Below are 13,618 nucleotides of genomic sequence, written 5' to 3' on the forward strand. Positions count from 1 at the left end.
GGAACTCATCATTCCCGCGGCCGGGGACGAGCGGTCTGGACAGCGGACGTCGTCCGGATCGGTACGGCGATCGTCACGCGGCGGCCACTGATGGTCGACGCCTCGGCGTCTGGCGGCACGGGTACCTCGTCGACCTCGTCTCGGCCATGCTCCGGGTGGCCGGGATCATCCGGTTCGTCGTCGACGGGAGCGGTGCCCTCCGGCACGCCGACGGTCGGGCCCTCCCAACACCCGCGCGTGAAGAATGAGTTGCCTGACATGACAGCTGCCTGCCGAGCAGCCTCCGCGGTGGTACAGAAGATCCACAAGGTGTACGTACGTGACCTTCCCGGCGCCTTCTTGTGGGGTTCAGCGACCGCCGCTCACCAGGTCGAGGGCAATAACATCGCCCGTGGCTTCTGGGCGTTGAAGCATGCCCGGGTCTCGCGGTTCGCGGAGCCGAGCGGTGACGCCTGCGACCACTTCCGGCTCTACCGCCAGGATCTAGCCCTGCTCAAGATCTGGGCCTCACCAGCTACCGCTTTTCCATCGAGTGGGCGCGGATCAGGCCGAGGACGGCCTCGTCTCCAGGTCGGCGATCGAGCACTACCGGGACGTGCTGGAGGCGTGCCACGAGTTCGGCATCACGCCCATGGTGACGCTGCACCACTTCAGCAGCCCGCACCGGCTGATGAAGCTGGGCGGTTGGGAGTACGAGGGCACGCCGCGGTTCGCGGCCTACTGCCGCCTGGTCATGACCGAATTGGGTTCGCTGATTCCGTACATGGCCACGATCAACGAGGCCAATATCACCGGCCTCACGCGCCGGATGATCGAGGACATGACCGGTGCGAAGGCCTCGCAGTCCCCTGGGGCCGAACAGGCGCCGGTCGGGACCGCCAGCGTAGACCACAGGGGTGAGCGAGTGGCCGGCGGGCCGCCGCGGACGCCCTGGGGACTACGCCCGACAAGGTGAACATCTTCCTGCTCACCTGGGCCGAACCCGGGCTGGGCCTGGGCAAGCGAGCACGCGTGGCGGCGCGCCGCGCGATCAGGGAAGTCTGTCCATCCGCCCAGGTCAGCCTCACCCTCCCGCTGCAGGACGTGCAGGCGGAACCGGGCGGCGAGAATGCCGCCCCCCGAGCACCCGCAGCCGGACCCGGCCAAAGAAGTTCTGCCCGAAGTCGACCCGCGTCCGACCGGAGGGCGACATCGTGACCGCGACGGCCGCAAGCACCTCGGTGACGCGCACCGGCGGCCCGTCCGGTACGACCAAGCGGGACAGGCCCTCGTCGAGTATGTCGACGGGCTGCCGCTGCGACGCCGAGGTGGCGCGAGGCGAAAGTCGCTGCGCTGACCGTCGTCGAGCACGGCGCTGTCCTGGGTGCTCCACGAGCCGTCGGTGACCAGGCGATTTCAGGTCAACCGGCTGCGGAGAAGTCAGACAGGGGAACAAAAGCGGCGCCGACGGCGGAGCGCGGCTTACGGGCAAGGGCAGCGAACCGGTTCCCCATCATTTCGTAGCCCTCCGAATCCGGGTGGACGTTGTCGAAGAGGTGGTGCTGATCAGGCTCGCCCAGCAGTTCGCGGCCGTCGAGCAGGTACAGGTTGGAGTCGGCCAAGGCGCGCCGGCGCACGGTGTCCTCGACGAGCTGACGCACTGCGCCGAGGGTCAGGGCGCCCATCGCGGTGTCCCTTGGAGCGGTGGTCGCGACGAAGGCGCTGGTTACGGGGTCGAACACGGTCGGGCCGGGGGCGTACTCATGGATTCCGCAATAGACGGGAGAAATCACTAGTAGCGGTGTCGTGGGGTGCCCGTCGCGAATGGTGTCGAGGAATCCGTGCAGCGCAGGGACGAAGCTGCGTCGCGTGAACGCGTCACCGTTGACGATGTTGATACCCAGCTTGACGCTGATGACGTCAGCGCTGCTGTCCCGGATGGTCCGGGCCACGAACGGATCGAGCAGCGAGTGGCCTGCCAGACCCAGATCCAGCAGATCCAGACCGAGTTGCCGTGACGCGACCACCGGCCACACCTGAAGCGGCCCGACGGCGGCCTGGCAGTGGCTGATGGAGCTGCCGTGATGCAGCCAGCGCGGACCGCGCGGACCGGCGTACGGCAGGATCTCGGCGTCGGCACGCAGCCCGAGGATCTCGACGGCACTGTTGTGCGGCAGCCACAGTTCGGCCCGCCTCGGACGATGGGCATGCGCCCCGGGCAGTCTCAGCGTGATGGTGAAGGGTGTTCCCTGCGACGCTCTTCCACTCGGGCTCCCGTCACTTCCGAGGTAGACCACCGTCCCTCCGGTCACGGCAACACTGTCGAGGAGGTCCTCCCCGCTTGTCAGCGCGAACACGGACTTCTGCGACAGCGCGTCGCTCTCCGGCCACACATGGCAGGTGACATTGGCCCGCAACTCCACGACTGACGCCGTCGTGACGAAGTCCAGCCGTACACCCGCCGTCTGGTCGGCGACGACCCGCGGAGCGTCGTCGACCATCTGGGCGGAGGTCCAGGCCGGCAGGCGCCGCGGCATGAGACCACTACCGGTCCGCTCGACCTCGGCCGCGCCGACAACGAGTCGTTCCAGCACAGCCTGCGGAACAGAACGCAATTCCTTCATGGTCAACCGCCAATCATGTGCGAGTGGTACGGAACAGCAGGGGGTGGTGGCTTGGCCCAGGAATGCGCACTCAGCGGGATGGGGCCCAATGGGCGACTGCGGCGCTCGTGGGACCCCAGGGGCAGTTCAGCGAAAGCAGGTCCCGGGGATCCTGAGTTCGTTGACCGGTGTCGACTCGACTTCTCCGCCCTTGGGTGCGAGTCCGTAAGGGTTCGCGGTGAGTGCGCTCGCCTCAGGCGTGGTGAGGTACTCGACGAACTTCTTCCGTTTTCGACGTTCTTCGACTTGGCAGTGACGCCCCCTGTCCGTAGCGCCGCAAGACCGCTTGATCTCCGATTTCGCTGGCATAGCTTGCTATTTCGGGGAGTTCTGATTCATGTACGCGTTTCCGAATTTTCCCAAAGGATCAAAGTTTTCATTGATCCTGCGAAGGTTCCTGGGTTCGGTTGCGGCGGAAAAGGAAACCAACGCGTTTCTGCCACCCTGAGGTTCAACTGCGGGGCGGCGCAAGCCGTCAGGGGGTCGCCATGCCCCGCAACATCCGTGCTGCATTTCTTCGCCGTTGCTCCGGGTGAATTTCAGACGGAGGTGGGGCAGGTGTTCGCTCCGCGGTCCGGTAACACATCACTGCCGGGTGCGATGTGGTGTCGCCCATGGATCACATGGTCAGGGTGTCCCTGCCCGCGCCCGTGCCAAATCCGACGGGGGCGCCCTTGCCAGGCCCCGAGTTCGCCTCCCGGCCGCGGCCACATCGGCGGCCGACGGTGCTGCCGTGACGTTGAGACAGGCGGACTGGCGAGGTCTGGCGGCATATCGGGGTAGTGCGCATCTTGCGACTCCTTGCGCGCGGGCTGGCGCGGATGGTGACCTACGTCAGACCACGGTGTGGAGGCGGTCGCCGTCGGAGATGACATCGGCGGTCAGACGCAGATCTCGGCTGGAGCGTCCGACGTGGAGTCGGTAGCGGCCGGCCGGTGTGCGCCAGTCGCGCAGGTCGGTGTCCCAGATCTGGAAGGCACGAGCAGACAGCTGGACCTGGGCGGTGACTTGTGCGTCGGCTGCTGCTTGGACGGTGGTGAAGCCGGCAAGCAGACGGACGGGACGGTCGGGGCCGTCCTGGGGCGGCTCCACGTAGACCTGGACGACCTCGCGACCCGCACGGGGACCGGTGTTGGTCAGCTCCACGGCCAGTTGGAGTCCGTCTCCGCCTGCAGGCCCGGTCAGGTGGGCGGCGGAGACGGACGGATAGGGGGTGGTGACGGAGTCGTATGTCCACCGGGTCCAGCCGAGGCCGTGCCCGAACGGGAAGGCGGGGGTAAGTTCCTGCCGGTCCCAGGCCCGGTGGCCGATGTGGACGCCTTCGGTGTAGGTGACGATGCCGTCGTGCGGCCGGGCGTCGGGGACAGGAACATCCTCCGCCCTGGCGGGAAGAGTCCAGGGCAGGCGGCCGGCTGGCTCGGACCGGCCCAGCAGGACGTCGGCCAGCGCGTGCCCTGCCTCCTGGCCCGGCAGCCACGCCCACAGCAGGGCGGGCACCTCGTCGGCCCAGGGCAGCAGCACGGGGGCACCCGCGTTGACCACGACCACAGTCCGCGGATTGGCGGCGATCACCTTGCGCACCAACTCGTCCTGGTAGCCGGGGAGCTCAAGTCCTGCACGGTCCCAGCCCTCCGACTCGCTCTCCTCGTTGGTGCCCACCACGACCACGGCGACATCGGCCGCCCCGGCCGCGGCGGCGGCTTCGGCGATCTCCTCGTACGGCGTGGGGCCGGGCACGGTGTGTCGTAGCTGCGCGGTGACGAAGCGGTCGTAGCCGCCGGGCTCGACCACGGTGAGGTCGATGCCGATCGCGATCCTGCGGGGCGTCTCGGGCCCCACCTGCACGTCGATCCACTGCAGCGGGGGGTAGTGGTGGAGGGATTGCAGAACCAGCTCAACCCCCCGGTCGTCGTCACCCGCGAAGACCTGCTCACCGTCCACGGTCACCAGGAAGCGTCCTGTGCACCCGAACTCCAAGCGGTGAATCCCGGGCTCGGACAGCGTCAGTTCAGTGCGGAGCACCACCCGGTCCGTCGCCGGGCCGAAGTTCTCGTACGTCGTCCAGTCGGCGCTCGTGCGGACCTCGCCGCCGATCCGGTTCCCGTCGACGTCCAAGTGGTCGGCGCGCACTCCCGCCGTGCCGGTGTCGGGGTCGGTGAGCAGCTCGCTGGAGGCGAAGGGCGGCCGGCGTCGGGAGTCGCCACCCCTGTGCACCGTCAGGCGTACGCCCTCGGGCAGTGCTGCGCGCAGGCCGTCCTCGAAGGTCACCGTGCGCGCCGCCGGAACGAACGCGCTGCCGCCTCCTTGGAGATATGGCGCCACCGCGTTCGGGCCGATCAGCGCGACGCTGCTGATGCTGTTCGGCTGAAGCGGCAGCAGTCCCGCCTCATCACGCAGCAGCACGGTGCCGCGCACGGCGACCTCCCGCAGCAGTGCGAACTCCTCGGGCGCGAGGGCCGAGGCGCCGGAACCCTCAACCTGCGCCGACAGGTAGGGGCCTTCGGTAGGCTCCAGAGCGGATTCCTGCTCGGGCAGGCCGAGTCGGCCGGTGTTCCGGGCCAGGCGCAGCAGCCGCAGCACCTTGTCGTCGATGATCTGCTCGTCCACCTCGCCCGCGCGGACCGCCGCAACGAGAGCTTCTCCCCACGGGCCCTCGGGTCCCGGCATCACGAGGTCGAGTCCGCCGACCGCCGAGGCCACGGTGGATCTGGTGGCGGCCCAGTCACTGACAACGGGCCCAGTGAAGCCCCACTCCTCCTTGAGAACACCCCACAGCAGCCGCACGTGTTCGCTCATCGGCGCCGACTCCTGCCCGTCGTCGACCCCCGAGTAGGCGGCCATCACACTCCACGGTCCGGCCTCCGCGAGGGCCTGCTCGAATGGGGCCAGATAGACCTCGCGCAGCGTGCGCTCGTCCAGACGGGATCGGTAGCTGGTGCGGTCGGTCTCCGAGTCGTTGGCCACGAAGTGTTTGAGGCACGCGGCCACCCCACAGGCCTGCAGACCGCGAACGATGGCGGCAGCCAGGGTGCCCGTGAGCAGCGGGTCCTCGGAGAGGTACTCGAAGTGCCGCCCAGCGACGGGGGTGCGCTGCAGATTCACCGCGGGCGCGAGCAGCACATCGACGCCCTTGCGACGCGCTTCCGTGGCGAACAGGTCCGCCAGCCGCTCAGCCAGCTCCGCATCCCAGGTGGCCGCCAGGGCGCTGGGGGCCGGGGCGAGCAGTCCAGTGGCATCCGGGTCGGCTCCGGTCCCCCGTACCCCCTGCGGGCCGTCGGACATCGTCACCGGGAGAAGCCCGAGCCGGGGCTCGGCCGGCAGCGTCCACAGGTCGGCGCCGGTCAACAGCCGCACCTTGGACTCGAGGTCGAGTCCGCCGATGCGGCGGCTCAGCTCGGCGTCGTCAGGCAGGGAAACGGAGGTCATACGGGTCCTTCCAGGCCGCTTGCCGCGGCATGAACATCAGCGGCATGAATCAGGCGGAACGGAAGCATGAAAGCACACTTACTAAGTGCTTAGTAAGTACTCGTCCAGAACTTATTTTAAGGCTTGTATCGCATAGGTGACGACTGATCGACAGCCCCGTAGACTCCCCCCGGTGAACGTCAGGAAGGCAAGTGACCCGCAGCCCCGCACCGCAAGGAGCCCCAGAGCCCAGCAGCGAAGGGAGGAGATCCTGCACATCGCAATGGACACCTTCGCGGCCCGCGGCTACAACAACGCATCACTCGCCGAGATCGCCGACCGCGCCGGAGTCACCCAGGCCGGCGTCCTGCACTACTTCCGCTCCAAGACACTGCTGCTCACCAGCGTCCTGGAACTGCGCGACAAGACCGACATCGAAGAACTCGGCAGCGAGCGCCCCCGCGGCCTGGCCTTCCTGCGCCACCTGGTCGACACCGCGCGCCACAACGCCGAACGCGAAGGCATCGTGCGGCTGTACGCCGTGCTTTCCGCGGAAAGCACCACCGACGGCCACCCAGCCCAGGAGTACTTCCGCAGTCGGTACCAGAGCCTGCGTGCCCAGGTCGTCGCCGCGCTGACAGAAGCGTCCGAACTCGGCGAAACCCGCGCCGACTTGAACCTCGACGACGCGGCCAACGCCATCGTCGCCGTCATGGACGGGCTCCAGGTCCAATGGCTGCTCGCCCCTGACGCCGTCGACATGGCCGCTGCCACCGACCGCGTCATCTCCGCACTCCTGATAGGCCTCACCCACAAACAGGACTGACCCCCCGCAGCGACATCACGTTGGCCACGCCGTGTACATCGGCACGGCGGCGGTCGACGTCGTTGAGCTACGGCAGCAAACCCGGAAAGCACCAGAACCTCGATACGCGAACGCCGGCCGGCCTGGCCCGGTGGTGTGCCCCGGCCTGACGGCGACCACGATGGTGAACCGTGACCGCAGCGGTCCCACCAGGCTGTTGCACGGCGGGACCGCTGCGGTCACGTCGTCGTCATGACCTGGTGACGACGACTTCGTAGGTGGGTGAGGTGGCCGAGAACCCGATGTCGAAGTGCCCCTTCACGGCGGCAAGGCGGTTCCCGAAGAGCACCGCTGTGGCCGGAACGGCGGAGGCCGGCCTGGTGATCGGAAGCGGGCAATCTTGTTGTCGTGGTTCCGTACCGCCCACAGCCGGTGGCCGTCGAGCACGAGACCGCCGACGTTGGGTGCCTCGCCGACTGACAGAGGTTGAAGCGCCTGGCCAGGCAGTAGGCGCAGACCCTGCAGACATCCGTCTCGCGATGGCCGCGACTACGGCCAGGCTGCCGGAACTCTGTGCAGCGGAGATGGCCTAATCCGCTGTGCTGCGGGCTAGCCGGTTGGCGTGGCTCCGCGATCGTCTATGGCAGGAGTACGATCTTGCCGCCGACGTGTCCCGTACGGCTCAGGTCGAGTGCGACGGCCGCCTCCGCGAGGGGGTAGGTGCGCCAGATCGGGACCTGCAAGCATCCCTCTCCGATCAGGGCGAGGATGTCGTGCAGGGCCCGGACAGCGTTCCCGCCCGTGCCCTCCGTGTAGACCTGGACACCCAGGTCGCCGGCGTCGAAGGCCACCAGGGTGAGGACCCGCCCTGGGCCTCCCGCGAGGTCGATGGACACCGGGATCTCTCCCCTGCCGGAGGCGTCGAGAACGGCATCCACTCCCTCGGGGGCGATCGCCCGTACCCGGTCGGCGAGCCCCTCACCGTAGGCGACGGGGATCACGCCGAGCGAGCGCAGGCGTTCGTGGTTGTCCTGGCTCGCGGTGCCGATCACGCGCGCACCCCGGGCCACGGCGAGCTGGGCGGCGAACACGCCCACGCCACCGGAAGCGGCATGGATCAGAAGGGTCTCGCCCTGGATGACCTTGAGGCGTTCGAGGACCGTCCACGCGGCTCCGCCGGAACCCGCGAGAGCACCGGCCACCTCCCAGGGAAGGCCAGCCGGCTTGGCGACAAGTTCGGCGGCGTCGGCCACCGCGCTCTGGGCGTAGGCCGGGGTGAGTGGGGTCCCGAGAACCTCGTCGCCGACGGCGAAGGCGGTCACTCCCTCCCCGACCTGGTCCACCACACCCGCTATGTCGGACCCGAGGCCCGCAGGGAGATCGATAGGCATCATCTGCCTCATGAACCCCTCCATGATCCTCCAGTCGAGCGGATTGACGCCTGCCGCCCTAACTGCGAGCCGCACCTGCCCGGAGCCCGGGACGGGCGCCGGAACATCCACAACGCGCAGCACTTCACTGGTTCCGTACTCGGAGAACTGCACCGCAAGGGACATTTTGCTCAGCTCCATATTCTTGCCGTGCGCTTGCAGTCCGCTTGCACGCCGGTGGTGTCGCACTGGCGCATACGAGAGTGATATTTCGCGGCCCACAACGCGCCCTGTAACGCCGCCAAAAGGCGTCGTCCACTAGGAAGCTACCTAGTGGATACTGGTTACTTCAAAGATCCTTTAGTATCCTTTGGAAACCATGACGTCCAAGAATGATCTCGACCCCTGCTGCCCGGCCCGGTTGGTACTCGACCGCATCGGCGACAAATGGTCGGTGCTGATCGTGCTGATGCTGAGCGACGGGCCTCGGCGGTTCAACGAGCTGCGCGAAGCGATCCATCACGTGACGCCCAAGGTCCTCACTTACACACTGCGTGGAATGGAACGCGACGGCCTGATCACCCGGACGGTCTTCGCCGAGGTCCCGCCCCGCGTGGACTACGAACTGACCCCACTGGGCCACTCCCTGCGGCCTGCCGTCGAGCTGATCACCGAGTGGGCTGACACGCACGTGGACGAGGTTCTGACCCTCCGCAAGGCCCACGACGCCCACTCCACAGAGACAACCGCGCCCTAGGTCCGCCCTCCGGCTCTCTCCCCGGGGCCCCGTACTTGGCCAGCACGGTCTCCGAAGGAAACCCAAGGATCGTTGAAGTAACCAGTATCCGGTGGGTACCTTCCTGCCCGGCATGGGTCGTTCGGCGCTCGACCGTTCCGTGTGCGTGTGATCAAAGGCGCGGGCATCGAAAACACAGGGGCAAGGAAGATATGGACAGCATCTTCGTACGCGTACGGTTTGATGTTCGTGATCAACGACAGGAGGAGTTCGAGAAGTTGGTGTTCGCGCTGCGCCAGCAGGCGAACGACGAGCCCGGCACCAGGAGCTACCGCTGGTTCTCGGCCACGGACGGCAGCTATCTGGTGATCGAGGAGTACGCCGACTCGGCGGCGGCCATGGCACACATGGAGCGGGCCGGGGATCTGTTGGGGCGGTTGACAGAGTGCGCAATGGCGGGAGCCGTGGAGCTCCATGGGCCGATCGGGCCCGAGCTGCGGGAATGGGTGGGGTCTAATCCACCGCCGGCCATGTTCACGGACTTCGTCGGTCAGGATCCCGAAGACCGCGGCTGAGGGATCGCGAAAACGTCGGCCGACCGGGAGAAGGCGTCGTCACCATGGCCAATGGCGATTGCGCGGTCGGCGACGTGCCGGGACCCAGCGGCGAGGGCGGTGAACTGGATGAGCAGCCTCCGTCCCACCGTTGTCGCAGATCCGCACCGCCGTGATGGTGGACCGGCGAGATGTGGCGGCCGGGTTCAGGGCCGCGGACCGTTCCGCAAATCGGCTCTGGCCAGGTCGAACGTCTCCTCCCCGCCGAGAAGACAAACCCCTTCATCTGTTCGCCGGAGATGTGACGCGGGATCGAGAGCTCGTGGGGGTCGGTGACCATGTCCATGAGGCACCGTCCGTCGTGCGACAGCGTCTCCCGCAGGCTTCCGCGGATCTGTCCGGGCTTCTCGATGCGGATCAAGTGGATGCCGACCGCAGCGGCGGTGGCGGCCTGGTACACCGGCTCATGGTCGGTCTCATAGTCGGCCATTCCTCGAGACCATCACTCCAACTTGACCATGCCGAGGGTGCAGACGCTGTCTCCACACCACCGAGTGCATCATCGGCCTGCCCAAGGTCTTCGACGCAAGCAGGCGTCTATGGATTCACCCCAATGCCGCCCCGCCAATCAGCTGGCCGAAGTGGCACGCCGACGGCCCCCGGGTGCGCCCAGGTACGAACTGGCAGATGGTGGGAGAGGGAGGCCGAACTGGCACGCCCACATCACACGTACCCCCTGCGGGACAACAGCGGGTGCGCGGCGAACCGCCGCTGGTCAGCCGTGGCCGTACAACGACAACTCCGGTCCCTGCGGCGGGTGATACCGGCGGCGACCGGCGCCCAACCCGTCCCCGAACCCTTTGCCCCGGCAAGAACATGGAGCTGAAGAAAATGCCCCTCGCAGTGCAGTTCTCTGAGTATGGCGGCAGCGATGTTCTGCGCGTCGTGGACGTTCCGGCGCCCGCTCCGGGCTCCGGGCAGGTGCGACTCACGGTACGGGCGGCAGGTGTCAACCCGTTCGACTGGAAAGTCATGCAGGGATTCATGAGCCAGGTGATGCCCCTCGATCTCCCTGCGGGCCTCGGGTCCGACATCGCGGGTGTGGTGGACCAGGTCGGGGAGGGAGTGACCGCCTTCGCCGTCGGCGACGAGGTTCTCGGGACCTCGCTCACGCCTGCCTACGCCGAGGCCGCGGTCGCCGACGCCGACTCACTGGTCGCCAAGCCGGCCGGCCTTCCCTGGGAGGTGGCCGGCACGCTCGCGGGTTCCGGCGGAACCGCGTGGACGGTCCTCGAACGCCTCAAGGTCATCCAGGGCGAGACCCTTCTGATCCATGCCGCTTCCGGTGGCGTGGGCGCGTTCGCCGCCCAGCTCGCCGTGGCCCGGGGCGCGCGCGTGATCGGCACCGCGAGCGAGGACAACCACGAACGCCTGCGCTCGCTCGGTGTAATCCCCGTGGTGTACGGAGAGGGCCTCGCCGACCGCGTACGGGCGATCACCCCCGAAGGAGTCGACGCCGTTCTCGACGCCTCCGGCCGGGGAGAGATCCCGGTGTCCATCGAACTCGCGGGAGGCCCAGGCCGGGTCCTCACCCTCCTGGCCTTCGACGCCGGCGACCTGGGTATCCAGGTCCACACGGACGGCGCGAGCGGGAACACGGTCCAGGCCCTGCACGACATCCTCGCCCTGATCGAAGAGGGACGACTGCAGGTCCCGATCTGGCGCACCTACCCCCTCGCAGAGGCAGCTGTCGCACTCGACCTGAGCCGTACGGGACACGTCGGCGGCAAGATCGCACTCCTGCCCTAGGCGACCTAGGACCCCTCGGTCGGCCTGACGAGGGGTCCTGGCCGGACTTCAGCCCTTGCCGAGCAGGCGCCAGATCTGGTTCTTCTTGGTGCTCAGTACGCTCGCAGCGTCGCAGGTCCACTGGTGGATCAGCGCGCCGGCGGTGGTCGAGACGCCGGTGACGTCGAGGCATTTGCCGCTGATCTCGTTGACGACCGTGTACGTGTTGGCCGTGCCGCTGACCGGCTTGAGGTCGAGCATCTGCTGGTAGCCGCCCTCGCAGTAGTACTGCTGGTACTGCGTGCCGTTGGCGCTGGAGAGGTTGGTGTCGTCCAGGCACTGGCCGCTGTTCTGGCTGACGGCGACCGTGGAGACGGTGGTGTTGGACGGGGGCGTCAGCGTGACGGTGTAGCCGTCCTTGGCGTTCGTCCACGGCAGGCTCACCGAGGCCGCGTTCCCGCTGACGGTGAGGGTGGTGTCGGCGATGGTCTCCGGGCCGGTCACGATGCACCACCTCCCGCGAAAGCACCCGCACCGTGGGCTTTCCCCCACGAGAACTCCGCGACCTGCAACTCCGCGTCCGCACCGAGCAACAGACGCCCGAGTGGAAGACCCGCTACGCGGTCCGCTCCGGGGTGGAGGGCACGGTCAATGAGTTCGCCCACGGACACGGCATACGACGCTGCCGCTACCGAGGACAGGGAAAAGCCCACATCCAGCACGTCCTGACGGCCATCGCCGTCAACATCGAGCCCCTCAGCAGACTGCCGCCGACCAAAGAAGCACTCACACCCCGCCGGCCGACTGCCGTCCAGAACTACCTCGACCAGCGCGAGATACCCCGGCCGAAGTCCTGGCGAACCCTGGGCAGTTGAACTCGGTAACTCCAAGATCCCCGACTGTCACGTTAGGCGACGGACGGCACTACGAACTCACGCCGCCCACCGCTCGGGCCGCTTGACAGACGGCATTAGGAATCAGTGACCGGGCTGAAGAGTCTCCCTGACAACGCGCGCTGAACTGGGCATTTCCCACTCCGCCGAGCGGGCCCTGCAAGAGCCCTAGCCCCGGCTCAGCCGGGGCGGCGCATGGGCTGCAGACGCACGGGCACCGTCCGGTGCCCATTGACGATGAGGCTCGCCACGGGTTCAAGCTCCTCGGGCGGTACGGCAAGGGTCATCTCCGGGAAGCTCTCGAACAGGGCAGGGAGCGCCACTCGTGCTTCGGCGCGGGCCAGCGGAGCACCGAGGCAGAAATGTGCCCCGTGTCCGAAGGCGAGATGCTCCTTGCTCTCCCTCAAGACGTCGAATGTCCCCGCAGTGGCGCCGTGCAGGTTCGGATGGCGGCCGACTGCTCCGTACGAGGCGAGGATCGCGTCGCCCTGGCGGATCACGAGCCCGTTCGGGAGGGTGAGGTCCTCGACGGCGTACCGAAGCGGCAAGTGGCTGATGGGGGCAGCGAAGCGGAGGGATTCCTCGATCACGTCGTCCCAGGAGGCGCGGCCCGCCCAAACGTGGGCGAGCTGGCCCGAGTTGGTGAGCAGGGCGGTGACGGCCTGGTCGAGGAGGTTGACGGTCGTTTCGTAGCCGGCGCTGATTGCCAGGAGCAGGGTGTCCAGGAGTTCCTGCTCCGTGAGAGCGGAACCGTCGCCTTCGTCGTCGCGCACGTTGATGAGCGTCGACGTGAGGTCCTCGCCGGGCGTGGTCCGCTTGGAGGCGACCAGTTCGGTGAGGATGCCGTACAGGACCGCGGTGTTGGCTCGGGCCTCCTCGCTGCTGAGAGTGGTGTCGAAGACTCCGTCGACCACGTCCCGGAAACGGGGAACGACTTCTTCCGGCAGACCCATGAGGTTGCCGATGACCTGGATCGGTAGCGGGAAGGCGAGCGCTTCGCGCAGCTCGACGATTTCGCCGGGCTGGGTCCGGGCTAGCTGCTCAATGAGGCGGGCCGTGATCTGTTCGATGCGCGGCACCATTTCGGCGGTACGTCGGGCAGTGAACGCCCTGCTGACCAGGCGCTTCAACCGTCGGTGGTTGTCGCCGTAGGCGGTGAACATATTGTTCACGCCGACCCACAGAGCCAGCGGCCACTTCTCGGTGATCTCGCCGTTGATGAATGCCGGCCAGTGCTTGCTCGCGTCCTTGGAGACCCGGTGGTCGTTGAGGAGGCTCTTGAGGGTGGCCGGGTCGCTGACCGACCAGGCCGGTACTCCGAGGATGTCCACGAGGGTGGCGGGACCGGCGGCGTGGAGGGCGGCTTCTTCGGCCGGGCGGGAGCGGCCGGTGGGGTCCAGGACGAGGGGCAGAGTGCGGTCCATG

The 13,618-nt window shown here is 67.7% G+C and carries 13 protein-coding genes and 1 pseudogene; 7 read left to right on the forward strand and 7 right to left on the reverse strand.

Annotation, left to right across the window (positions count from 1 at the left end):
- Positions 1 to 8: 8 nt before the first annotated feature.
- Positions 9 to 260, reverse strand: coding sequence for a hypothetical protein (locus tag OG226_RS12565; RefSeq protein WP_329348991.1), 252 nt, complete (start codon positions 258 to 260; stop codon positions 9 to 11).
- Here OG226_RS12565 and OG226_RS51555 point away from each other — a divergent pair.
- Both OG226_RS51555 and OG226_RS12570 read left to right on the forward strand, forming a co-directional pair.
- Positions 259 to 486, forward strand: a pseudogene (locus OG226_RS51555) (family 1 glycosylhydrolase); the annotation flags it as partial. The gene OG226_RS12565 and the pseudogene OG226_RS51555 overlap by 2 nt on opposite strands.
- A 46-nt stretch (positions 487 to 532) precedes the next feature.
- A complete protein-coding gene (locus tag OG226_RS12570; protein WP_329348992.1) occupies positions 533 to 955 on the forward strand; it encodes a family 1 glycosylhydrolase in 423 nt (140 codons plus the stop codon).
- Positions 956 to 1,400: 445 nt separating this feature from the next.
- Here the strand turns inward: OG226_RS12570 and OG226_RS12575 are convergent, their stop codons facing one another.
- Together OG226_RS12575 and OG226_RS12580 are read right to left on the reverse strand one after the other, a co-directional pair.
- Positions 1,401 to 2,603 (reverse strand): SGNH/GDSL hydrolase family protein, encoded by a 1,203-nt coding sequence (locus tag OG226_RS12575; protein ID WP_329353378.1) that lies wholly within the window; start codon positions 2,601 to 2,603, stop codon positions 1,401 to 1,403.
- An 873-nt stretch (positions 2,604 to 3,476) separates the two neighbouring features.
- The gene (locus OG226_RS12580; RefSeq protein WP_329348993.1) at positions 3,477 to 6,068 is read right to left on the reverse strand and encodes a beta-glucosidase family protein; all 2,592 of its coding nucleotides are present in this window, start codon (positions 6,066 to 6,068) and stop codon (positions 3,477 to 3,479) included.
- 262 nt (positions 6,069 to 6,330) lie between these two features.
- Here OG226_RS12580 and OG226_RS12585 point away from each other — a divergent pair, with 262 nt between their 5' ends.
- Positions 6,331 to 6,873: a TetR family transcriptional regulator gene (locus OG226_RS12585; RefSeq protein WP_405996245.1), complete on the forward strand. Its 543-nt coding sequence runs from the start codon at positions 6,331 to 6,333 to the stop codon at positions 6,871 to 6,873.
- 617 nt (positions 6,874 to 7,490) lie between these two features.
- On the opposite strand, the gene OG226_RS12590 is transcribed toward OG226_RS12585, so the two are convergent.
- Positions 7,491 to 8,408, reverse strand: a complete 918-nt coding sequence (locus OG226_RS12590; protein ID WP_443066991.1) for an NADP-dependent oxidoreductase — start codon at positions 8,406 to 8,408, stop codon at positions 7,491 to 7,493.
- A gap of 193 nt (positions 8,409 to 8,601) precedes the next feature.
- On the opposite strand from OG226_RS12590, the gene OG226_RS12595 reads away from it, so the two are divergent.
- Together OG226_RS12595 and OG226_RS12600 are read left to right on the forward strand one after the other, a co-directional pair.
- A complete protein-coding gene (locus tag OG226_RS12595; protein ID WP_329348995.1) occupies positions 8,602 to 8,979 on the forward strand; it encodes a winged helix-turn-helix transcriptional regulator in 378 nt (125 codons plus the stop codon).
- Positions 8,980 to 9,170: 191 nt separating this feature from the next.
- The gene (locus OG226_RS12600) at positions 9,171 to 9,533 is read left to right on the forward strand and encodes a putative quinol monooxygenase (RefSeq protein WP_329348996.1); all 363 of its coding nucleotides are present in this window, start codon (positions 9,171 to 9,173) and stop codon (positions 9,531 to 9,533) included.
- Here the strand turns inward: OG226_RS12600 and OG226_RS12605 are convergent.
- Positions 9,493 to 10,002 carry a hypothetical protein gene (locus OG226_RS12605; protein WP_329348997.1) on the reverse strand — a complete coding sequence of 170 codons (510 nt, stop codon included), beginning with the start codon at positions 10,000 to 10,002 and terminating at the stop codon, positions 9,493 to 9,495. The genes OG226_RS12600 and OG226_RS12605 overlap by 41 nt on opposite strands.
- 401 nt (positions 10,003 to 10,403) lie before the next feature.
- Here OG226_RS12605 and OG226_RS12610 point away from each other — a divergent pair, with 401 nt between their 5' ends.
- Positions 10,404 to 11,321 carry an NADP-dependent oxidoreductase gene (locus OG226_RS12610; protein WP_329348998.1) on the forward strand — a complete coding sequence of 306 codons (918 nt, stop codon included), beginning with the start codon at positions 10,404 to 10,406 and terminating at the stop codon, positions 11,319 to 11,321.
- A 48-nt stretch (positions 11,322 to 11,369) separates the two neighbouring features.
- On the opposite strand, the gene OG226_RS12615 is transcribed toward OG226_RS12610, so the two are convergent.
- A complete protein-coding gene (locus OG226_RS12615; protein ID WP_329348999.1) occupies positions 11,370 to 11,804 on the reverse strand; it encodes an RICIN domain-containing protein in 435 nt (144 codons plus the stop codon).
- Between the two features lie 32 nt (positions 11,805 to 11,836).
- Between OG226_RS12615 and OG226_RS12620 the strand changes: the two genes are divergently transcribed.
- Positions 11,837 to 12,175, forward strand: a complete 339-nt coding sequence (locus OG226_RS12620; protein WP_329349000.1) for a transposase — start codon at positions 11,837 to 11,839, stop codon at positions 12,173 to 12,175.
- Between the two features lie 197 nt (positions 12,176 to 12,372).
- Here the strand turns inward: OG226_RS12620 and OG226_RS12625 are convergent, their stop codons facing one another.
- Positions 12,373 to 13,617, reverse strand: coding sequence for a cytochrome P450 family protein (locus tag OG226_RS12625; protein WP_329349001.1), 1,245 nt, complete (start codon positions 13,615 to 13,617; stop codon positions 12,373 to 12,375).
- Position 13,618: the final 1 nt, after the last annotated feature.

The sequence above is a fragment of the Streptomyces sp. NBC_01261 genome (assembly GCF_036226385.1).
Lineage (GTDB): Bacteria > Actinomycetota > Actinomycetes > Streptomycetales > Streptomycetaceae > Streptomyces.